The 20,467-nt window shown below is 39.6% G+C and carries 22 protein-coding genes; 9 read left to right on the top strand and 13 right to left on the bottom strand.

Features of this window, described 5'->3' with window-relative positions; translation table 11 throughout:
- The first annotated feature begins 41 nt into the window (after positions 1-41).
- The 4 genes from folE2 (at position 42) to I6F10_RS08715 (ending at position 3,450) form a co-directional block, all read left to right on the top strand.
- A complete protein-coding gene (gene folE2, locus I6F10_RS08730; protein ID WP_024605360.1) occupies positions 42-962 on the top strand; it encodes a GTP cyclohydrolase FolE2 in 921 nt (306 codons plus the stop codon).
- Between the two features lie 116 nt (positions 963-1,078).
- Positions 1,079-1,675, top strand: coding sequence for a DUF2726 domain-containing protein (locus I6F10_RS08725; RefSeq protein WP_165744109.1), 597 nt, complete (start codon positions 1,079-1,081; stop codon positions 1,673-1,675).
- A gap of 122 nt (positions 1,676-1,797) precedes the next feature.
- Positions 1,798-2,505 carry a 5'-methylthioadenosine/S-adenosylhomocysteine nucleosidase gene (gene mtnN / locus I6F10_RS08720; RefSeq protein ID WP_024597687.1) on the top strand — a complete coding sequence of 236 codons (708 nt, stop codon included), beginning with the start codon at positions 1,798-1,800 and terminating at the stop codon, positions 2,503-2,505.
- Entirely contained in the window at positions 2,506-3,450 is a 945-nt protein-coding gene (locus tag I6F10_RS08715) for a cobalamin biosynthesis protein CobD/CbiB (RefSeq protein ID WP_165744110.1), read from the top strand.
- Between the two features lie 64 nt (positions 3,451-3,514).
- On the opposite strand, the gene tyrS is transcribed toward I6F10_RS08715, so the two are convergent.
- The gene (tyrS, locus tag I6F10_RS08710; RefSeq protein WP_007585427.1) at positions 3,515-4,714 is read right to left on the bottom strand and encodes a tyrosine--tRNA ligase; all 1,200 of its coding nucleotides are present in this window, start codon (positions 4,712-4,714) and stop codon (positions 3,515-3,517) included.
- A 323-nt stretch (positions 4,715-5,037) separates the two neighbouring features.
- Between tyrS and I6F10_RS08705 the strand changes: the two genes are divergently transcribed.
- Positions 5,038-6,351, top strand: coding sequence for a peptidoglycan DD-metalloendopeptidase family protein (locus tag I6F10_RS08705; protein WP_002962558.1), 1,314 nt, complete (start codon positions 5,038-5,040; stop codon positions 6,349-6,351).
- Positions 6,352-6,425: 74 nt separating this feature from the next.
- Here the strand turns inward: I6F10_RS08705 and I6F10_RS08700 are convergent, their stop codons facing one another.
- The 5 genes from I6F10_RS08700 to I6F10_RS08680 all read right to left on the bottom strand — a co-directional run bounded on the left by I6F10_RS08700 (position 6,426) and on the right by I6F10_RS08680 (position 10,912).
- Positions 6,426-6,602 (bottom strand): hypothetical protein, encoded by a 177-nt coding sequence (locus I6F10_RS08700; RefSeq protein ID WP_165744111.1) that lies wholly within the window; start codon positions 6,600-6,602, stop codon positions 6,426-6,428.
- 13 nt (positions 6,603-6,615) lie between these two features.
- Positions 6,616-7,587: an aldo/keto reductase gene (locus I6F10_RS08695; protein WP_165744112.1), complete on the bottom strand. Its 972-nt coding sequence runs from the start codon at positions 7,585-7,587 to the stop codon at positions 6,616-6,618.
- A gap of 142 nt (positions 7,588-7,729) precedes the next feature.
- Positions 7,730-8,860 carry a sodium ion-translocating decarboxylase subunit beta gene (locus I6F10_RS08690; RefSeq protein WP_008134608.1) on the bottom strand — a complete coding sequence of 377 codons (1,131 nt, stop codon included), beginning with the start codon at positions 8,858-8,860 and terminating at the stop codon, positions 7,730-7,732.
- 13 nt (positions 8,861-8,873) lie between these two features.
- Positions 8,874-10,655 (bottom strand): sodium-extruding oxaloacetate decarboxylase subunit alpha, encoded by a 1,782-nt coding sequence (oadA, locus tag I6F10_RS08685; protein ID WP_165744113.1) that lies wholly within the window; start codon positions 10,653-10,655, stop codon positions 8,874-8,876.
- Between the two features lie 11 nt (positions 10,656-10,666).
- On the bottom strand, positions 10,667-10,912 hold the full coding sequence (locus I6F10_RS08680) for an OadG family protein (protein WP_165744114.1): 246 nt from the start codon (positions 10,910-10,912) through the stop codon (positions 10,667-10,669).
- Positions 10,913-11,430: 518 nt separating this feature from the next.
- Between I6F10_RS08680 and I6F10_RS08675 the strand changes: the two genes are divergently transcribed.
- From I6F10_RS08675 to I6F10_RS08665, 3 genes are all read left to right on the top strand, one after another.
- Positions 11,431-11,604 (top strand): DUF1328 domain-containing protein, encoded by a 174-nt coding sequence (locus tag I6F10_RS08675; protein WP_002961939.1) that lies wholly within the window; start codon positions 11,431-11,433, stop codon positions 11,602-11,604.
- A 57-nt stretch (positions 11,605-11,661) separates the two neighbouring features.
- Complete coding sequence (locus I6F10_RS08670) at positions 11,662-11,853, top strand: hypothetical protein (RefSeq protein ID WP_002961938.1); 192 nt, start codon at positions 11,662-11,664, stop codon at positions 11,851-11,853.
- A 133-nt stretch (positions 11,854-11,986) separates the two neighbouring features.
- Positions 11,987-12,454 carry a YcxB family protein gene (locus I6F10_RS08665; protein ID WP_165744115.1) on the top strand — a complete coding sequence of 156 codons (468 nt, stop codon included), beginning with the start codon at positions 11,987-11,989 and terminating at the stop codon, positions 12,452-12,454.
- Positions 12,455-12,504: 50 nt separating this feature from the next.
- On the opposite strand, the gene csrA is transcribed toward I6F10_RS08665, so the two are convergent.
- The 6 genes from csrA to I6F10_RS08635 all read right to left on the bottom strand — a co-directional run bounded on the left by csrA (position 12,505) and on the right by I6F10_RS08635 (position 18,577).
- Positions 12,505-12,696 carry a carbon storage regulator CsrA gene (csrA, locus tag I6F10_RS08660; RefSeq protein ID WP_004587515.1) on the bottom strand — a complete coding sequence of 64 codons (192 nt, stop codon included), beginning with the start codon at positions 12,694-12,696 and terminating at the stop codon, positions 12,505-12,507.
- A gap of 91 nt (positions 12,697-12,787) precedes the next feature.
- Entirely contained in the window at positions 12,788-14,005 is a 1,218-nt protein-coding gene (locus I6F10_RS08655; RefSeq protein WP_024597680.1) for an aspartate kinase, read from the bottom strand.
- 6 nt (positions 14,006-14,011) lie between these two features.
- Entirely contained in the window at positions 14,012-16,612 is a 2,601-nt protein-coding gene (alaS, locus tag I6F10_RS08650) for an alanine--tRNA ligase (RefSeq protein WP_165744116.1), read from the bottom strand.
- A gap of 19 nt (positions 16,613-16,631) precedes the next feature.
- Positions 16,632-17,084, bottom strand: coding sequence for a regulatory protein RecX (locus I6F10_RS08645; protein ID WP_002961933.1), 453 nt, complete (start codon positions 17,082-17,084; stop codon positions 16,632-16,634).
- Positions 17,084-17,872: a BPSS1780 family membrane protein gene (locus I6F10_RS08640; protein WP_024595741.1), complete on the bottom strand. Its 789-nt coding sequence runs from the start codon at positions 17,870-17,872 to the stop codon at positions 17,084-17,086. The genes I6F10_RS08645 and I6F10_RS08640 overlap by 1 nt, the downstream gene beginning before the upstream one ends.
- A gap of 81 nt (positions 17,873-17,953) precedes the next feature.
- Positions 17,954-18,577 carry a GTP cyclohydrolase II gene (locus I6F10_RS08635; RefSeq protein WP_165744117.1) on the bottom strand — a complete coding sequence of 208 codons (624 nt, stop codon included), beginning with the start codon at positions 18,575-18,577 and terminating at the stop codon, positions 17,954-17,956.
- Positions 18,578-18,826: 249 nt separating this feature from the next.
- Between I6F10_RS08635 and I6F10_RS08630 the strand changes: the two genes are divergently transcribed.
- Positions 18,827-19,939: an energy transducer TonB gene (locus I6F10_RS08630; RefSeq protein ID WP_197098724.1), complete on the top strand. Its 1,113-nt coding sequence runs from the start codon at positions 18,827-18,829 to the stop codon at positions 19,937-19,939.
- 50 nt (positions 19,940-19,989) lie between these two features.
- On the opposite strand, the gene I6F10_RS08625 is transcribed toward I6F10_RS08630, so the two are convergent.
- Positions 19,990-20,439 carry a low molecular weight protein-tyrosine-phosphatase gene (locus tag I6F10_RS08625; RefSeq protein ID WP_165744119.1) on the bottom strand — a complete coding sequence of 150 codons (450 nt, stop codon included), beginning with the start codon at positions 20,437-20,439 and terminating at the stop codon, positions 19,990-19,992.
- Positions 20,440-20,467 lie beyond the last annotated feature (28 nt).

Below are 20,467 nucleotides of genomic sequence, written 5' to 3'. Positions count from 1 at the left end.
AAATGCCCCGCTTTATTATCCCCAAAATACGAGTAGCGCACATGCAAACCAATATGCCAGATATAGCAGACACTGCACCCGCTTTACAAACAGGTAAATTAGACTGGGTTGGCATGGGCGAAATAGAACTGCCATTTATTTTTGAATCCCGAGACTTATCTCCAGTTACAGTAAACGCCAAAGCTCGTGCATTTGTAAATTTACATAAAGAAGATGCCAAAGGCATTCATATGTCACGTCTATTTTTGGCACTTGACCTGCTTTCAACCGAGCAGCAAGTCAATCCGCAAACAATAGCGCAGGCACTCGATACCTTTATAACTAGCCACGAAGGGTTGAGCGATAAAGCACAAATTGAATTTAAATTTGAATTACCGCTACGCCGTAAGTCACTATTAAGTGGTAAAGCGGGCTGGAAAAGCTACCCAGTTGTACTTACCAGTACAATTGAAAATAACGTTATTAGCTACGAGCTAACCGTAGATGTTACTTATTCTTCAACGTGCCCATGCTCTGCTGCACTTGCGCGCCAGCTTATACAAAACGCGTTTAACGAAAAGTTTAACCAAGAAACGTTAAGCCAAAAAGATGTGCACGAATGGCTAGGCACTACACAAGGCATTGTAGCGACTCCTCACTCGCAGCGCTCTATTGCCAACGTAAAAGTAAAGCTTGATAGCAACATTCAAGAATTTGACGTAGTTACGCTAATTAACACCCTTGAAGCTGAGCTTAAAACACCAGTACAAGCAGCAGTAAAACGTGAAGACGAGCAAGAATTTGCCCGTTTGAATGGTCAAAACCTTATGTTTTGTGAAGATGCAGCGCGTAAAATTAAAGCATTGCTAGAGGCAAACCATTACAGTGATTATTGGCTGCAAATAAACCACTATGAGTCACTGCATGCACACGATGCTGTAGCTATTGCAGTAAAAGGTATTAAAGGAGGCTACAAAGCTTAATCGCTGTGTAGCTATTGCTTGTAAACCAGCCGGTAATTATTTTATAACCCATACTTTTTAGGCACGTAAATTGCTTTGTTTTGAGCAGTGTCAATTTGTTGTTATGGAGTTACCGTATGGAATTCGCTTTATTATTAATCCTAGTATTAGTTGTCGGGGCCTCTGTTGTTGCGTCAAAATTTAATGACGATGGCGGAAACCCGTATCCTTTTACTCGCAAGCAAACTGTTTTTACGCAGGTTGAAGGCGCTTTTTTAAATCTTCTAGAGCGTGCTGTTGGCGATCAATATAAAATTGTTAGTCGCGTTAAGTTAATCGACGTTATTGACTGTAAGCAAGGCCTTTCAGTAAAGTCTAAACGTGCTGCTTTAGCTAAAGCTAAAAATAAGCAACTCGACTTTGTTTTAATCGATAAAGAAAAACTAACAATCATTGCTGCTGTTGACCTAGTTAACAATGCCAACAAAGATGGCCACAAAGCTCAACGCGACTGGTTTGTAAACGGTGCACTAGAGTCTGCGGGCATTCCACATATTCGTATGAAAGTTAAATCGGGCTACCGCCCTTCTGAAGTACGCGATGCAATTATGTTTAAACTTGGTAAACCTGCAGCAGCACAAACTCAGCGTCCTGTTCGTAATCGCTCACATAAGCCAGCGGTACTTTCACCTTCTCAGGCTAAAGCGCAAACCACTGCGTTAGCTGAAATTTAAAAACTGAATTAAATACTCTCCTAAAAAGTATTTAAAGCGAGCTCATAAACAAGCTCGCTTTTTTGTTTTTTATTGCTAACTTCACGTATAATCAAGTGATTCAAACACAGGAATTAAACTTTATGAATGTTGGTATTATTGGCGCAATGGAGCCAGAAGTTAAAATTTTACGTGAAGCTATGCAAAACCCACAAATTTTAACTAAAGCAGGTTTCACTTTTTATACTGGCGAGTTGGCTGGTAACACGGTGACACTTGTTCAATCTGGTATTGGTAAAGTCGCATCAACTATTGCAACTACCTTACTGATCGATAACTTCAAACCTGATTGCATAATTAACACAGGCTCAGCCGGTGGATTCGATCCTTCTCTTAGTGTAGGCGATGTAGTAATTTCGTCAGAAGTACGTCACCACGATGTAGACGTAACTGCTTTTGGCTACGAAATTGGCCAAGTACCACAAATGCCGGCAGGCTTTGCAGCACACCCTAAATTAGTTGAAGCAGCACAGCAAACTATCGAACAAATCAGTGATGTTAAAACACTCGTTGGCTTAATTTGTACTGGTGACACATTTATGTGTGACCCTATACGCATTGATAAAGCACGTAGTGATTTTCCTACAATGCTTGCTGTTGAAATGGAAGGTGCTTCAATTGCACAAACGTGTTTTACGCTAAACACACCATTTGTTGTAATTCGCTCAATGTCTGATATTGCTGGTAAAGAGTCACCACAATCATTTGAAGAATACCTAGAAACAGCATCAATCAACTCATCTAAAATGGTTGTTGCACTTTTAGAAAAGCTTACAGCAGTATCTCTGTAAATGCTTAGCAATATTGTTCAAAATCACTTGGACTTTATTGCCTTTATACTAGCGCTCCTTGCTGAGCGCTTTATTCCCCTTATTAGCTGGTATCATCCTAATACGGCGTTAAATGCTGTTTTTAGTGCTATTGGCAAACGTATATACAAAAGCAAAGAACCTAAAAGCTATCAATATTTGGCAGCTATCCTCGCAAGCTCACTTATTTTAAGTGTTATTCTCATTGTTGTAGTGTTACTACTCGAGTTTGCTTTTTATCCTGAATTACTCGCTGGCCTTATTTTATATTTATGCCTAGAAAGTAATAGCATTGATAAAAAAGCACTTCGCATTGCAAAGCTAACTAAACAAAATCAAAAATCCACAGCACGCGAATTACTAAAACCACTGCTTGCCCGTGAAGTTAATAGACTTTCATCTGCTGGTATTATCAAAGCATTAATTGAGAGTTTAATACTGCGCACCGCTCGATACTATTTCGTAGTCATATTTATATTTTTAGCATTTGGTCCTATTGCTGCCCTTGCCTATCGGTTACTTACCTTAATACAACAAGCATGGCGTAGTGATATCCCCCCAAATAGTTACTTTTTAAAACCGCTTAAAACACTCTTGTTTATTATTGAATACATTCCGATGCGCTTACTCGCTTTAACTATTGCAGCAAGTCGAGCAAGCAAACAAAGCATGCATTATATAAAGCATTATGGCAGGCATTTTTATCAAACAAATACAGGCTGGCTCTTAAGCACATGTTCTGCATCACTTGGCGTGCAGCTGGGCGGGCCTGCAGTTTATTTAGGTACTCGCTTTAATAAAATGCGTATTGGCACTGATAGACTACCTACACCCGAGGATGTACCTGTAATAATTAATAGGTTAAATCAGGCCCGTGTATTTTGGTTGTTAGTAATAGCCAGCATTGAAATATTAAAATTGATTTAAAGGGCTCAAAATACGAGCACAAAAAAAACCAGCCGAGGCTGGTTTTTTAGTTTTTAAACTGTGCTTAAGCTACAGTGATGTTTGCAAACTTACGTTTACCTACTTGGTAAATAGCCGTTGTGCCTTTTGCTATTTCAAGTTTGGTATCAGTGATTTTATCTTCACCGTTAAGTTTAACTGCACCTTGCTTAATCATACGCATTGCTTCTGATGTACTTACTACTAAATTTGCTTCTTTAAGCAAGTTAGCAATTAAAATAGTATCTTCTGCAATAGTGATTGTTAGCTCTGGGATTTCATCTGGTAACGCTTTTTTCTGAAAACGCTGAATAAAATCATCATGTGCACCTTGTGCATCAGCTTCACTATGAAAACGAGCAATTAGCTCTTTAGCTAGTTCAATTTTAATATCGCGCGGATTCGTACCTTGCTCAACACGTTCTTTTTGAGCTGCAATTTCTTCAATAGAAAGCGCACTTAATAAGTCGTAGTAACGCCACATTAGCACATCACTAATTGACATTATTTTACCAAACATATCGTTAGGTGCATCAGTAATACCAATGTAGTTACCAAGCGACTTAGACATTTTTTGAACGCCGTCAGTACCTTCAAGTAATGGCATCATTAATACTGTTTGCGGCTTTTGACCTTCTACTTTTTGTAGCTCACGGCCCATTAACAAGTTAAAGCGCTGATCAGTACCACCTAGTTCAACATCTGACTCTAGTGCAACCGAATCCCAACCTTGTACCAGTGGATATAAAAACTCATGAATTGCAATTGGTTGGCCGCTTCCATAACGCTTTTTAAAGTCATCACGTTCAAGCATACGTGCTACGGTTTGGTTTGCAGCAAGTTTAATCATGCCTGCAGCGCCTAACTTTTCCATCCAAGTAGAGTTAAATGCAACAGTGGTTTTAGCAGGATCTAGAATTTTGAATACTTGTTCTTTATATGTTTCGGCATTGGCTAGTACGTCTTCACGAGTAAGTGGTTTACGCGTTACGTTTTTCCCCGTTGGGTCACCAATCATGCCGGTAAAGTCACCAATTAAGAAAATAACCTCATGACCTAAATCCTGAAAGGTTTTCATTTTATTAATTAGTACAGTGTGTCCTAAGTGTAAATCAGGCGCTGTAGGATCAAAGCCTGCTTTTATTTTTAGCTTCTTGCCCGACTTTAGTTTTTCAACTAGTTCGTCTTCAATTAATATTTCTTCTGCACCGCGTTTTATCTCTGCTAGAGCGGTTTGTAAATCCACTGTGTATTACTCCAAAATTCTGCCGACGAAGGGGCGACTAGTTACTTGCGTAGTCACGGTTTAATAAAGGTTTAAACCGAATAAATAGATGTAGCTAACATAACAAATTTCTACCTAATTAAAACAACTTTTTAAGTGATTCATGCAACTAAACTAAATCAATTGAGTCTTAGCTAGATAGAGCGTTAAAAAAGGCTTTCTAAGCCCGATTTTAGCGTAGTTTAAGGTCAGTTTAAATCTACAAAACACTAGTATTCGTACATTATTAAGTATATCCTGCAATATTATGTATTTATTATCTTGACAGCAGAAAAAGGCACGTTATGGTTCACGTGGTTCACACGCTCCCCAAAAAACACAAATTGCTTATTCTAGGTTTGGTTTCTGCTATTGTTGGCTTAGCCTTTCTTCCTTCTGAAAAAGCCACTGCATCCAAAGACAATAGTGCAAATGCACTAGAAATTGGTAAGCGCTATGAGTTACAAGTTAAAGTTGATAACAACGAAAAATTAACTGAGCTAAATTCAGAGCAAGCAGCAGAAAAGTTACCAGAATACGACTTTGTCGATCATAAAGTTAAAAATGGCGACAATTTAGCAATTATCTTCAAACGTGCTGGTTTTTCAGCTCAAACGCTCCATAAACTAATTAACACTAACGCAGAAACGCGCAAGCTAACTAAAATTCACCCCGGTGAAATACTTAGCTTTGCGACAGCTGAAGATGGCTCTTTGGCTCAACTGCGCTATGTAATTTCAAAAACCGATACTTTATTTGTTACCTTAAATGAAGAAGGTAACTACGATACAGCTATTGATAGTAAAGAAATTGAAACGCTAACCAAAACCGCTGGCGGCGAAATATCTAACAACTTTTGGACCTCAGCAATAGCGGCTGGTTTAAGCGAACGTCAAATAATGAACTTTGCTGACATATTTGGTTGGGATGTTGATTTTGCAAACGACATTCGTAAAGGCGATGTGTTTGGCTTAATTTACGAGTCTCACTATGTTGATGGCGAGTTTATTGGTACCGGTAAAATTATTGCCGCTGAATTTGTAAACCAAGGTCAGCGCTTTGCAGCGATTCGACATACCGATGGCAATTTTTATACGCCTGAAGGGCGTAGCATGAAAAAAGCATTTTTACGTGCACCTGTAAGCTTTAAGTATATTAGTTCGAGCTTTAATCCTCGTCGCTTACACCCAGTTACTGGGCAAGTTAGAGCGCACCGTGGTATCGACTTTGCGGCACGCACTGGCACACCGGTGGTTGCATCAGGTAACGGTAAGGTAGTTAAAGCGGGTTACAGCAAGTACAACGGTAACTACGTATTTATTAGCCATGGCACACAATATGTAACTAAGTACTTACACCTAAATAAGAAACTAGTTAAAACGGGCCAAAAAGTTAAACAGGGCCAACAAATTGGTACTGTAGGTTCTACGGGTCGTGTTACTGGCGCGCATTTACACTATGAATTTTTAGTAAATGGCGTTCACCGTAATCCTAAAACAGTAAAACTTCCTAAGTCAGAGCCACTACCTCGCTCAGAACTTGCTAAGTTTAAACCGATTGCAGATAACTTTATTGCCCAACTTGAGCGCAATCGCGAGCTACAGTTAGCACTTAAATAATGTTTATTAATAAACATTAAAAAAGCCTTTGCAGGTTAAACCTGCAAAGGCTTTTTTGTATACGCTAAAAACCATTAGTACATCAGTACATAAATGAGCTGAATCACTAAAGACACCATCACTAATGGCCAAATATATTTACTGTATTTGGTTGCGCTGTTGAGCCCTATTTTACTTTGATACTTTTCAAGCAAGGGTATAAGTATCGCCAGCGCAGCAAACAAACCAATTAAAATAACGAATATATTCATATCAATGCCCTACTTATGGTAGCTCATGGCCTTTAGCGCTTACATAAAGTGCATACCAATGCTCACGAGTTAGTTGTACGTTTACAGCATCACAAGAGGCTTTAATACGCTTGGCATTAGTTGTTCCAATAATAGGCTGAATAGATGCGGGATGGCGCAGTAACCATGCAATAACAATAGCCTCAGCAGAAGTATCATAAAGTGCAGCCAGCTTATTAACTAAAAGACTGGTGTTTATATCAGCCTGAGATGCGTTTGATAAATCACTACCGCTGTATAATCCTTGGCATAGACTGCCCCAGCTTTGAATTTGAATTTCAAAATGACGACAGTACTCAATACTACCTGGCGTAAAATTAAGATCTTTACCGTCACTGTTACCGGCATATACACCTTCATCAACAAACTGATGTTTTTGCAAACTAGCCTCAATTTGGTTAGCCACAATTGGCATATCAAGCGCATGTTGTAAAAAGTTCATTTGGTGCTGCTGCATATTAGACACTGCAAAATTGCGCACTTTACCGCTTTCTTTTAAGCAACTAAATATACGAGCAATCTCGTTAACTTCCATGAGTGGATCAGGGCGATGCAGCATAAGTACGTCTAAATAATCTGTATTTAATCGTTTTAATGATGCTTCAACTGATTGCTCAATCCACTTTGATGAAAAATCATAACGCTTTGGCCCTAAGTCATCTTCAAAACGAATCCCACACTTAGATTGAATATACATGTGCTCTCTAAGCTCTGGTCGCTCACTTAATGCTTTACCAAAAACCAGCTCTGCTTTACCAAAAGTATAAATATCAGCATGGTCAAAAAAATTAATACCACCTTCAATGGCGTTATCTATACATTCATGAGCTTGCTTAACATGTGCATCAGTGATTGCGTCTTTATTCCAACCGCCTCCCAGACCCATACATCCAAATACAAGTTTACTAACGTGAGGCAAGTGCTTTGCTAAAGGCGTGTGAAGCATGATAACTATCCTTAAAATGTTGAAGAGCTGTTACTGTAAACAAAAAGTGCTGAACAAGAAACCATTTAGCGGTGAACAAATTAAGAACAAAAAAAAGCGCAGTAAACTGCGCTTAATGGTTAATCTATTTTAAATTACATTTTTAGCCAACAAGTGCTAATAAAATACCCGCAGCAACTGCACTACCAAGTACACCCGCTACGTTGGGTCCCATTGCATGCATAAGTAAAAAGTTATGTGGGTTGCTTTCAAGGCCAACTTTATTAACTACTCGTGCCGCCATTGGCACAGCCGATACACCTGCCGCCCCAATTAATGGATTTATAGGCGTTTTAGATATTCGGTTAAGTCCTTTTGCCATAAATACGCCAGATGCCGTACCAATTGCAAAAGCCAGTGCGCCAAGCACTAAAATACCAATCGTCTCAACAGTTAAAAACTTATCTGCAGCAAGCTTTGAACCAACAGCTAAGCCTAAAAATATAGTTGTAACATTGATGATTTCGTTTTGAGCACTGTTACTTAATCTATCAACAACACCCGACTCCCGCATTAAGTTACCTAAACAAAACATACCTACAAGCGGTATAGCAGCCGGTAAAAACATTGCCGTTAAACTAAGTACCATAAGAGGAAAAATGATCTTTTCCTTTTTAGATACCTTACGTAATTCAGGCATCTTAATTTGGCGCTCTTCTGGTGTGGTTAGCGCACGCATAATTGGCGGCTGAATAATTGGCACAAGTGCCATGTATGAATATGCAGCTACTGCTATTGCGCCTAGTAAATCAGGTGCCAGTTTTGATGCTAAAAATATTGCTGTTGGCCCATCGGCACCACCTATAATGGCAATAGCCGATGCGTCCTGTAGAGTAAATTCAAAACCTGGCACATAGTTAAGTAATATAGCGCCAAACAATGTAGCAAAAATACCAAACTGTGCAGCCGCACCTAATAACAACATACGTGGGTTTGCAATAAGTGCGCTAAAGTCGGTCAGCGCCCCTACTCCCATAAATATCAACAGCGGAAAAATCCCCGTATCAATACCCACATAATAAACGTAGTATAAAAGCCCACCTGGGTCTGACAAACCTGCCACTGGTACATTTGTTAAAATTGCACCAAAACCAATAGGTAGTAATAATAGTGGTTCAAAGCCTTTAGCTATCGCTAAAAACAGTAATAAACACCCTACCGCAATCATTATTAACGATGGGATTGTAAAGTTAGCAATGCCTGTCGCATTCCAGAGGTTTAAAATACCTTCCATCCTCTATTTACTCCTAAGCTAATGCAATCATAGCGTCGCCGGTAGTTACAGCATCGCCTTCACTAACTAACACTTCAGCAATTGTTCCGGTATGCGTAGCGCGTATTTCAGTTTCCATTTTCATGGCTTCCATAATAATCACTACATCGCCTTCGTTAACAACTTGCCCAGCTTTTACCTTAATCTTAAAAATATTACCGGCTAGAGGCGCGTTAAGTGTTTCACCTGATGCAACCGAAGCAGACTGAGGAATGTGCTCAGAGTCTTTTAATGTTACTTCCTTAAGTTCACCACCTTGCGCTACTACTACGTCATAAACTTTACCATCTACTTTTACGCTGTATTGCTCAGCCTTCACTTTGTTACTATTTGAAACTGATTTAGAAGGTGCTTTACTGCTTTTATCTTCAACAGAAGGTACTGGCTCAAATGCATCTGGGTTGTTGCGGTTTTTAATAAACTTCAAACCAACTTGTGGGAATAATGCATAAGTTAATACGTCATCAATTTGATCATCAGCAAGTGTTAAACCTTGCTCTTGTGCTTCTTTTAATAACTCAGCTTCAAGCGTTGCAAGCTCAGGTGCAATGTTATCAGCAGGGCGACAAGTAATAACTTCCGCTCCATCAAGCACGCGCTCTTGTAGCTCTTTATTCATTGGTGCTGGTGTTAAGCCATATTCACCTTTTAATACGCCAGCAGTTTCTTTAGTAATGGTTTTATAACGCTCACCCGTTAGCACATTAAGTACCGCTTGAGTGCCAACAATTTGCGACGTTGGTGTTACTAAAGGTAAAAAGCCAAGATCTTCACGTACACGTGGGATCTCAAGTAAAACCTCATTAAGCTTATCGGCTGCGCCTTGCTCTTTAAGTTGGTTTTCCATGTTTGTAAGCATGCCACCAGGTACTTGAGCTAATAAAATGCGCCCATCAACCCCTTTTAAGCTACCTTCAAATGCCGCATATTTTTTACGTACATCTCTAAAGTAAGCAGCAATTTCTTCTAGGTGGTTTAAATCAAGCCCAGTATCGCGCTCAGTCCCTTCAACTATCGATACAATAGTTTCAGTTGCGGAATGTCCATAAGTCATACTCATTGATGAAATAGCGGTATCGAGCATATCAATACCAGCATCAATTGCTTTTTGGTAAGTAGCAGTACTTAAACCTGTTGTAGCGTGGCACTGCATAGCAATTGGAATTGATACAGTTTCTTTAAGTGCTTTAATTAGTTTTTCAGCATCGTACGGCTTTAATAAACCCGCCATATCTTTAATACAAATTGAATGACAACCCATATCTTCAAGCTGTTTTGCAAGAGTTAGCCACATATCAAGTGTATGAACTGGGCTAACTGTGTACGAAATAGTACCTTGAGCATGAGCGCCTACTTTTACAGCCGCTTTAACAGCTGTTTCTAGGTTGCGAACATCGTTCATTGCATCAAATATACGAAATACGTCAACGCCATTTTTATGTGCACGTTCTACAAACTTTTCAACTACGTCATCAGCGTAATGGCGGTAACCTAATAAGTTTTGACCGCGTAATAGCATTTGCTGTTTAGTATTAGGCATCGCTTTTTTAAGTGCACGAATACGCTCCCAAGGATCTTCGCCTAAATAACGAATACACGAGTCAAATGTAGCACCGCCCCACGATTCAATAGACCAATAACCCGCATCGTCTAATTTGCTAGCAATCGGTAGCATATCGTCTAGGCGCATACGCGTTGCTAATAATGATTGGTGAGCATCGCGTAATACCAATTCTGTTAATTTTAATTTAGCCATGTGTGTGCCCCTTATTTATTATTTGATTTGTACTGAGCAATGGCAGCACTAATAGCAGCGACGTGCTCATTAGGCACACCTTGAGATTTAAAAGATGGTGATTTAACTGGTGTCGCCACGTCAGGTTCGCTTAAGCGCGTCACCAAATTAGACATAAGCGTTACTGCACCAATTAATATCGACAGAAATACAAACACCCCAACCATGCCAGTAAGCATTAAGTTACCAGCCGTTGTGAGTAGAGCACCTATATCCATTTTTCTCCCCTTGAAACCCATATCGAAAATAAAAAATCGATTTAATTAAATATTTATTCACTGGATAATAACAAAACTAATCGCTTTGTCTACATCTTGTAAATTGGTAAAACCAATTAAACAATACACAACATAACACTCAATTAATTTACATGCTATAACTCAGCAATCACGCGCCCTACAATACATACAAGAAATAACGACTATAGCTAATAGTTATATGGAAGTTGTTAATTAACTATCAAGCTAAGTAAAAATAAACACCAACTTTTAATATTAAATGCAAAGCCATTGCCACTTGTTAATTGGTCTTACCAAATAAACCCTATTTAGTGAATATTTAGCAGTTATTTGCAACAGTGTGAATAACTTACATAACAAAGCGTAAAAGTTACTAACCAACTAATAACTAGAACAACAGTAAAAAACCATAACCAATTGATATTTATAAAAAATAAACTTTGGCATATAACTGGCATTAGTTGTTATGAGCAAATTTGATAACCAAGGAGAAAACAATGTTACGCTGGACAATTACATTTTTAGTTATTGCTTTAATCGCTGCAGTGTTAGGTTTTGGTGGCATCGCAGGTGCCGCAGCTGGTATAGCAAAAATTATATTTTTTATCTTTTTAGTACTTTTAGTGATTTCATTAGTTTCAGGTGCACTACGTGGTAAATCACCCAGGTAGATAAAGCATTCAACTAACAAACACTAAAATTAATTAATACTTACAAGGAATTACACTATGAACTCTACAACTTTAAAAGCAGCACTAATCGCAGTATTTGCAGGTTTTTTCATGATGGGTTGTGAAGACAACCATGCAGAAGACGCTGGCGAACGTATCGACGAAGCAGTAACTGACGTGCAAAACTCTGTTGAAGATGCATGTGAAAATGTTAAAGAAGGCGTGAACGCTGAAGAAACTAACTGTTAATTCTTCTTGTACCGCTAAAAAAACGGCTTTCGAGCCGTTTTTTTGTGCCAGTAATAAAATCACTGACTATAAAGCTGCTCATTTAGCAGTTAGCTTGTTAAAATAAAAAAAACGATATTTAAAGCAAGGCAAAATGGCATTCACAACCACCTACACATTAGATAAACCCTACTTTTACGAGTGTTTTGATGAGTCACTCCCTTATAGTAAGCGTGCAAAACCTAAATACTTTTTACTTGTGTTGTTAGTTGCGCTTGGTTTATTTGGCATTTATGTTTTAGATGATCATTACTTAGGATCGTTTATGATCATGTTAGCGGTACTCGAATGCGTCGCTTTTTACTATCGCAGACCATGGTGGGTAACCAGACAAATGCTCAGCAGAGCATCAGGCTCTGAGGTAACACTTACCTTTGATGAAGAAGGTATTAAATCTGCTAATCATTACAAAAGCTATCAATTAGAATGGCAAAATATAAGCGAAGTAATTGACACCCAGCAAGGTATTATTATTAAAAACAAAAGCGGCATGCAGTACATATCAAAACAAATACTTAGTCCTGAAACACTCGCTTTTATAAACAAAAAAGCCACTCAGTGAGTGGCTTTTAGTCTAGTTGAGTTAATTACTCAACTACGTATACGTGTTGATTAAGCATTGCCCGGATTAGGGTTCGACTTTTCAGCTTGTATGCGCATGTAAATCTCTTCACGATGCACTGATACGTCTTTTGGTGCATTAACACCGATTCGAACTTGATTTCCTTTAACACCTAGAACAGTAACTGTTACTTCGTCACCAATCATTAGGGTTTCACCTACTCTACGAGTTAGTATTAGCATTCTCTTGCTCCCATGTTCCAATAAAAATTATAAGATTCCGCTTAAACATACTAATGAAAATTAGACTGAAAAGTAAGTAAAAACTCGCAATCTATCCATTTTCTGTTAAAAATGCCTTGTGTAATGCACGAACAGCCAACTCTAAGTACTTTTCATCTATTAAAACTGAAATTTTAATCTCTGAAGTCGAGACTAAAACCACATTAATATTTTCCTGCGCTAATGCATCAAAAAATAAACTAGCGACACCAGAATGTGATTTCATACCCATGCCAACAGCAGAAACTTTAGCTACTGCTTGCAATCCGCTTATATTTTGAGCACTGAGCTGAGCTTGATCTTCACTCAATAATTCAAGTGCTTGCAGATAATCATTCGAGTGCACAGTAAAAGCATAGTCTATTTTTTCAAAGTTATGATTAACTTGATTAATCATATCTATTTCGATGCCATTTTCGGCAAAAAGTTTCAATATTTTTGAAAGATATTGCGTGCCCGTTGGCACACCTTGTACCTTAATTAAACATTCGTCACGATTAAACGCAATCCCCGATACAACCTTGCTTGGCATATCGTTCTCCTCAAAACTTATTAATGTACCTTCATCGGGATTAAAGCTCGAAAGCACCCTAAGTGGCACATTATGTTTTCCTGCGGCTTCTACTGAGCGAATATGCAAAACTTTCGCCCCTAAACTTGCCAGCTCTAGCATTTCGGCAAAGGTAACTTGGCTCATTCTGCGCGCGTTAGGTTCAACACGAGGATCTGTAGTATATACGCCGTCAACGTCTGTATAGATCTGGCATTCGTCAGCTTTTATAGCCGCTGCTATTTCTACAGCCGATGTATCGGTGCCGCCGCGCCCAAGCGTTGTAATGTTGCCCTCAACATCACGCCCCTGAAACCCAGCAATAATAGCAATACGATTATGCTCAAGCTCATGCTTTAAACGCGTAGCAGCAACCTCTGCAATACGAGCTTTACCAAACATGTTATCGGTTAAAATATTGACTTGATCGGCTAATAGGCTCACAGCAGAGTGGCCACGTTTTATAATAGCCATAGCAAGTAGTGATACAGAAACCTGCTCTCCGGTGCTAATTAGTACATCTAGTTCACGGCTACTCGGGCGAGTATCAATTTGTTTGGCGAGATTAATTAAGCGGTTGGTTTCTCCCGACATAGCCGAGAGCACCACAACCACTTGATGTCCTTGTTGTCTGGTTTTTACAACAAGGTCGGCGACTGCTTCAATTCGCTCTATTGAGCCGACCGAAGTGCCACCGAATTTTTGAACAATAAGCGCCACTTAGGCTTAAGTACGCTCAGTTAACCAAGCTGTAACGCTATCTAGTGCAGCAGCAAGGTTTTGTGGCTCACTACCACCAGCTTGTGCCATATCTGGACGACCGCCACCTTTACCACCTACTTGGCCTGCCATGTGGTTAACTAACTCACCGGCTTTTACTTTGCCTGTTAAGTCTTTAGTAACACCAGCAATTAGGCTTACTTTGTCGCCACTGGCAACACCCAGTGCAATAACACCTGAGCCAATTTTGTTTTTAAGGTCATCAACCATACCGCGAAGCGCTTTAGATTCAGTACCTTCAACGTTTGCTACAAGTAGCTTAACGCCGTTAATTTCAACAATCGAGTCAAGTAAAGACGCGCCAGCTGCACTTGCTAACTTATCGTTAAGTTGCGCAATTTGCTTTTCAAGACCTTTAGACTTTTCAAGTAACGCAGTAACTTTTTCAAGTACCGATGCGCTATCGCCTTTAACTAAAGCAGCTACATCATGTAATTGTTGCTCTTGCTCGCTTACATAAGCAATTGCCTCTGCACCTGTTACCGCTTCAATACGGCGAACACCAGCAGCAATACCGCTTTCAGATACAATTTTGAATAAACCAATGTCACCCGTACGCTCTACGTGTGTACCACCACAAAGCTCGATTGAGTAATCACCAATAGTCACAACGCGTACTTCGTCATCGTACTTTTCGCCAAACAGTGCCATTGCACCTTTGGCTTTAGCATCATCAATTGCCATTAGCTCAGTGTTAAGAGCAAAGTTACGACGAATTTCGTCATTCACTACGCGTTCAATTTCGCGCAGTTCTTGTTTGGTCACCGCTTCAAAATGTGAGAAGTCAAAACGCAGACGATCTGGCTGCACAAGTGAGCCTTTTTGCGATACGTGCTCACCTAAAAGCTGACGCAGTGCTTCATGCAAAATATGCGTAGCGGTGTGGTTTTTCTTAATACTGTCACGGCGCGCATCGTCAATAGTCGCATCCACTTTATCGTTAACGCCAATACGTCCTTGAACTGTTCCATGATGAGCAAAAGCATTACCCAATTTAGTGGTATTCGTTACATTAAACTCACCACCGGCAACAGTAATTGTTCCGCTATCACCAATTTGGCCGCCTGATTCAGCGTAAAACGGAGTACGGTCTAAAACAATAATACCTTGTTGACCATCTTCAAGTAACGATACCGATTCGCCACCGGCAAAAATTTCTACCACAGTGCCACGGTAATGATTACTATCATAGCCTTTAAAATCAGTGTGCTTATCTGATTTTAATTGCTCATTATAATCTGCACCAAATTTGCCTGCTTGCTGTGCTGTTTTACGTTGCACTGCCATACATGCTTCAAAACCTTGATGGTCAATGGTCATTTGGCGCTCACGCGCTACATCGGCTGTTAAATCGGCAGGGAAACCATAGGTATCGTAAAGTTTAAATACTAAGTCACCTGGGATCACATCCCCGGTTAAATCACTCAAGCTTTCTTCTAAAATAGCTAAACCACGCTCAAGCGTTTTACCAAACTGCTCTTCTTCAATACGCAGTACTTTTTCAATAATTTCTTGTTGCTTAGCAAGTTCTGGGTACGCTTGACCCATTTGCTCAATAAGTGCAGCAACCAATTTATAGAAAAACGCGCCTTTAGCACCTAACTTGTTACCGTGGCGCACAGCACGACGAATAATACGGCGTAATACATAACCACGGCCTTCATTTGAAGGCATAACCCCATCTGAAATTAAAAATGCACACGAACGAATATGATCCGCCACTACGCGAAGTGATTTATCATCCATATCTTGTGCATTGGTAACGCTTGCAGCGGCCGCAATTAAGCCTTGGAATAAGTCGATTTCGTAGTTTGAATGCACACCTTGTAAAATAGCTGAAATACGCTCAAGGCCCATACCTGTATCAACAGATTGCTTAGGAAGTGGCTCCATAGTCCCGTCGCTTTGACGGTTGTATTGCATAAATACTAAGTTCCAAATTTCAATGAAACGGTCACCATCTTCTTCAGGTGTGCCCGGAGGACCGCCCCAAATATGCTCGCCGTGATCATAAAATATTTCAGAACATGGACCACAAGGACCGGTATCACCCATAGACCAAAAGTTATCGCTAGTTGCAATACGAATAATACGATCTTCAGGTAAGCCTATATCGTTAGCCCAGTAGCCAAAGGCTTCTTCGTCATCATGGTAAATAGTTACTAACAGCTTTTCTTTTGGTAGTTTTACAACCTCAGTTAAAAACTCCCACGCAAATTTAATTGCATCTTGCTTAAAGTAATCACCAAAGCTGAAATTACCTAACATTTCAAAAAATGTATGGTGGCGAGCAGTGTAGCCTACGTTTTCTAAATCGTTATGCTTACCGCCAGCACGTACACAGCGCTGCGAACTTGTCGCACGTGTATAAGGGCGGCTTTCTGCGCCTAAAAATACATCTTTAAATTGCACCATGCCGGCATTATTAAATAACAACGTGGCATCGTTACCCGGTATAAGCGAGCTAGAAGGTACTATTTGATGTTGCTTGCTGGCAAAAAAGTCTAAAAACTGTTGCCTAATTTGTGCGGTAGTCATGTGCTGCATTTGAAAGTCTCACCTGTATTTACTGTGCTTGCATTGCAAAATTAATTTCATCGTAGCTAAAACCCCGATACATTAAGTAGCGCACGCGCTTAGCTTTATCTTTGTAATCGAGGTCTGGCGGTGTATTCGAATATTTTTTATTGTACGCATCCTGCGCAAGCTCAAACCAATCTATTTCAAGCTCTTCAACTACCATTTCAAGTAGCGAACGATCAATCCCTTTGCCCATAGCTTCGCTTTGTATTCGCTTAAGCCCGTGGCATTTAAATATGTGTTTTCTTACAAAGCCTTCACAGTATCGCTGCTCGTTAATAAAATTGTGCTTTTCGCACCAATCAAGCAGCGTTTCAATAAACTCTTCTGTCGCTTCTTTTTGCTGTAATTTGAGCGTTAACTCACGACGCGAATATTCTTGGCGCCCTAGTAACCAAAGTACATAGTTTTTTAGTTTTTGCTTTAATTTATCATCCATTAAGCGTCAAAACGTCCGCTTGTTTCACTGCTAAGTGGCTTAACATTAATGTCGTCACTTAATGGTACAACAGGCATAAAAATGGCTTGATAAGATACAAAAAAGCTAATGTAGCAAATCGGCATTAAAATCAACAGTGGTAAGAACGATAAGAACATCGAAAGCGCCATAAATAATGCGCAAATAAGGCCAAAAACGCCAAGTGGCAAAATGTTATGATAAAACACCATTAACGATTTTTTAAGCGCCGTTAAAATGCGTGTTTCTTTACTAAAATAAACAAGTGGCACAGCGTACGCAAATGCCGTTAAATAAATTAGCATTGCCATAAAAAATAAAATTACATTCGCGCCCGAAATACTCTCAAGCATTTGTTCTAGCGCTACGTTTGGATCAAGTCCTGGCTGGCTCATAACAGCCACTGCATCGGCAAATAAGCCATTAGCAAGTAACGCCATTAAAATGCCCGCACCCATTTGGTAAAGCGCCAAACGTAATAACCCTAAACGATTTCCCTTAGCCGTAAATGGCTTGAGAATATCGGCTAGCATAATTTTTCCGCCCTGCTGCTTACTAAGCACCGCTTGGTAAAACCCTGCGGTTAAAAATGGCGTAGCTAGCGCTGCCACAACTTGCAGCAGCGGTAAAAATAAAGATAGCAGCCCTACAATGCCAATAAATAAATGCATAAAAATAAAGGTTGCTGGCTGGGTTTTAAAAATAAGCCATCCGGCTTTTAACCACTTTAGCCCTGCATCGGCTTTAAAAATTCGTAATTGTGTAGACATACTTGCTCTTAATTTAAAACGAAACACGCCAAGTATAACTTGGCGTGAGGGGGTATTAATAGACGAAACGTAATTAAATGATTAAGGTTTTTTAATTTTCTTAATATCTAACATATGCGCGCCATGCTTAATTTTTGTTTCTAGGTACGATTTATTACCAGCAACACCCGCTTTAATGTGCGCATGTGTGCCCACAACCGAGTCAACATTAATACCGGCATCTTTTAATGCGTTAAGCTTTTTAGGATTATTGGTCATTAATTTAACGTGGCTTAAATTAAGCGCATTGAGCATTAATACCGCATCCGAAAAGTCACGTAAATCATCAGCAAAGCCTAAATGATTATTGGCTTCGTAGGTGTTCATACCTTGCGATTGCAATACGTAAGCATCAATTTTGTTGTATAAACCAATGCCACGGCCTTCTTGGCGTAAATATAATAAAATACCGCCTTGCTGGTGCATCATTTCAATACATTCATTTAGTTGCTCACCACAATCACAACGCGATGAGTAAAATACATCGCCCGTTAAGCATTCTGAATGCATACGAATAAGCGGTACATCTTGCTTTGTATCAGCGTTGTTAAACACCATAGCAATATGTTCTTTACCATCATTTAAATCAGTAAATGAGATTATTTCTGCAGGGATATCACTATTTCTGCCAACATTAAGCTGGACTCTTGCTCTTACTTGCGCCACGACAAATCCAAATATTTAAATAACTACGACACGACAATAAAGTGATAATATCACAAGATAGGATGAATACACCGTAGTACAAGACTGTTTATGGCAAATATATGGCGACGACAGGCGTTATTTTCAATGATTGTTAAGCAATAAATTAATACAAATAACAGCCAATGTTATTTACGTTGATTTACCTTAATCAGTGACACCTACAGACGCGTTTGGTATTTTGTATTTTAAACAACGATAGGGATTATTATGAAACGTCAACAACTCGCTTTATTTATAGGCTTAAGTTTATCTGCTTTGTGCGCAACAACTTTAAGTACTACAGCACTTGCAAGCCAAGCAAGCGATCCTCAAGCGGTATTTAACCAAGCATACCAAAGCTATTTAGCAGCAGTTAAAGCAAATAAAAACGTACAACAAACTGCTAAGCTTGCTTACACATCGGGTAAAACTGTTTATGGCAAAAGCTCAGATAACACCGCTAACTTAGCTATTAACTACGCTAAAGCCATTAAAGGCTTCGCCGATGAGCTAAATGAGCAGCGTTATACCCTTTATAACGAAGCCCATACTATTTTAGCTGCAAACCACGGCAAACAATCAATAGAAACAGTTGATGCACTGCTCGGAAAAGCTAACTACACAACATCAGCATATCAAGCCGCTAACCTTTTAGAACAAGTAATCGAAATAGCTAAAACACAAAATAACCCTAAGTTTGTAGCCGATATGAAATTAGAAGCGGCAACGCTACTGGCTAGAAAGCATAGCTCTAAAAAATATCGAGAAGCTAAAAACTACCTAGAAGAAGCCGACGAGTACTACCAAGAAAACTTACCCGAAAACTCACTAGAGCGCATAAAAGCCGATTTTTTAATGGCCTCATTCGCAGAAGGTCGTAAAAAATACAATCAAGCGATTGAAAGGCTAAACCGTATAGTTACTGTATTCGATACTAACTTAAACTTTGATCACAGCGCAGAGCTAAGCGCTCACTCTAAGCTTATTGGCCTGTACGAAAAACAAGGTAAAAGCGAAGAAGCAACTAAACACTGTCTAGCCATTGCTAAAATGGTGCCATGGAAAGAATCGCAAGAGCAAACACCACTTTACCGTGTTAATCCTAAATACCCAGTTAACAAAGCCAGATCTAGTACCGATGGTAGCGTTGTTATGGAGTTTGAGGTAGACGCAGCTGGCTTTGTAAAAAACCCAAAAGTACTTAGCTCAGAAGGCGGTAGAGCATTTGAAAAATCAGCCAAAGCAGCGCTTGAGCAATGGCGTTACGCGCCAAAGTTTGAAAATGGCAAACCTGTTAGCGCTATTTCTCAGGTACAACTCGACTTTAAAATTAACCGCTAAGCTAAAATATAAAAGCGCCATTTGGCGCTTTTTAACTTTATAAATTAGTCCTAAATTTTAGCGAGTATTTTATCGCTAGCCGCTTCTATTAAATCGAGCACATTTTCAAAGCCACCATCGCCGCCGTAATAGGGATCGGGAATAGCGCTTTGGGCTTGCTCGCCATATTCTAAAAACAGCGCTAATTTGTACTGTAGATGCTCAGGGCACTGGGCTTTTAAATCAGCTAAGTTTTGCGTATCGGCCGCTAAAATTAAATCGAACTCAGTAAAGTCACTTGTACGCACTTTACGTGAATAAATACCTTTAAAGCTGTAACCGCGCTTCTCCCCTGCTGCCATTGAGCGACCATCAGGCGTTTTACCTTCGTGATAACCAATAGTGCCTGCCGAATCAACGTTAACGTTAACGCCTAGCTTTTTAGCGCGGGCTTTTAATACCGCCTCTGCGGTTGGCGAGCGGCAAATATTACCTAAACACACTATGAGTACTTTTTTCATTAAGGCTCCTCCAACTAATTTAAAAACC

The sequence above is a fragment of the Pseudoalteromonas sp. SWYJZ98 genome (assembly GCF_015864495.1).
In the GTDB taxonomy this organism is placed as follows: domain Bacteria; phylum Pseudomonadota; class Gammaproteobacteria; order Enterobacterales; family Alteromonadaceae; genus Pseudoalteromonas; species Pseudoalteromonas distincta.
Note: the sequence above shows the minus strand (reverse complement) of the source record. Positions and strands in the feature narration are given on the sequence as shown.

What these genes read in the sequence shown, in the direction of transcription:
- I6F10_RS08715 (WP_165744110.1), top strand. Translation starts at nt 2,506, where the DNA reads ATGCTTAGCAATATTGTTCAAAATCACTTGGACTTTATTGCCTTTATA.
- mtnN (WP_024597687.1), top strand. Translation starts at nt 1,798, where the DNA reads ATGAATGTTGGTATTATTGGCGCAATGGAGCCAGAAGTTAAAATTTTA.
- I6F10_RS08680 (WP_165744114.1), bottom strand. Translation starts at nt 10,912, where the DNA reads ATGGATATAGGTGCTCTACTCACAACGGCTGGTAACTTAATGCTTACT.
- I6F10_RS08665 (WP_165744115.1), top strand. Translation starts at nt 11,987, where the DNA reads ATGGCATTCACAACCACCTACACATTAGATAAACCCTACTTTTACGAG.
- alaS (WP_165744116.1), bottom strand. Translation starts at nt 16,612, where the DNA reads ATGCAGCACATGACTACCGCACAAATTAGGCAACAGTTTTTAGACTTT.
- folE2 (WP_024605360.1), top strand. Translation starts at nt 42, where the DNA reads ATGCAAACCAATATGCCAGATATAGCAGACACTGCACCCGCTTTACAA.
- I6F10_RS08645 (WP_002961933.1), bottom strand. Translation starts at nt 17,084, where the DNA reads ATGGATGATAAATTAAAGCAAAAACTAAAAAACTATGTACTTTGGTTA.
- I6F10_RS08725 (WP_165744109.1), top strand. Translation starts at nt 1,079, where the DNA reads ATGGAATTCGCTTTATTATTAATCCTAGTATTAGTTGTCGGGGCCTCT.
- I6F10_RS08705 (WP_002962558.1), top strand. Translation starts at nt 5,038, where the DNA reads ATGGTTCACGTGGTTCACACGCTCCCCAAAAAACACAAATTGCTTATT.
- oadA (WP_165744113.1), bottom strand. Translation starts at nt 10,655, where the DNA reads ATGGCTAAATTAAAATTAACAGAATTGGTATTACGCGATGCTCACCAA.
- I6F10_RS08675 (WP_002961939.1), top strand. Translation starts at nt 11,431, where the DNA reads ATGTTACGCTGGACAATTACATTTTTAGTTATTGCTTTAATCGCTGCA.
- I6F10_RS08695 (WP_165744112.1), bottom strand. Translation starts at nt 7,587, where the DNA reads ATGCTTCACACGCCTTTAGCAAAGCACTTGCCTCACGTTAGTAAACTT.
- I6F10_RS08625 (WP_165744119.1), bottom strand. Translation starts at nt 20,439, where the DNA reads ATGAAAAAAGTACTCATAGTGTGTTTAGGTAATATTTGCCGCTCGCCA.
- I6F10_RS08690 (WP_008134608.1), bottom strand. Translation starts at nt 8,860, where the DNA reads ATGGAAGGTATTTTAAACCTCTGGAATGCGACAGGCATTGCTAACTTT.
- csrA (WP_004587515.1), bottom strand. Translation starts at nt 12,696, where the DNA reads ATGCTAATACTAACTCGTAGAGTAGGTGAAACCCTAATGATTGGTGAC.
- I6F10_RS08670 (WP_002961938.1), top strand. Translation starts at nt 11,662, where the DNA reads ATGAACTCTACAACTTTAAAAGCAGCACTAATCGCAGTATTTGCAGGT.
- I6F10_RS08640 (WP_024595741.1), bottom strand. Translation starts at nt 17,872, where the DNA reads ATGTCTACACAATTACGAATTTTTAAAGCCGATGCAGGGCTAAAGTGG.
- I6F10_RS08700 (WP_165744111.1), bottom strand. Translation starts at nt 6,602, where the DNA reads ATGAATATATTCGTTATTTTAATTGGTTTGTTTGCTGCGCTGGCGATA.
- I6F10_RS08630 (WP_197098724.1), top strand. Translation starts at nt 18,827, where the DNA reads ATGAAACGTCAACAACTCGCTTTATTTATAGGCTTAAGTTTATCTGCT.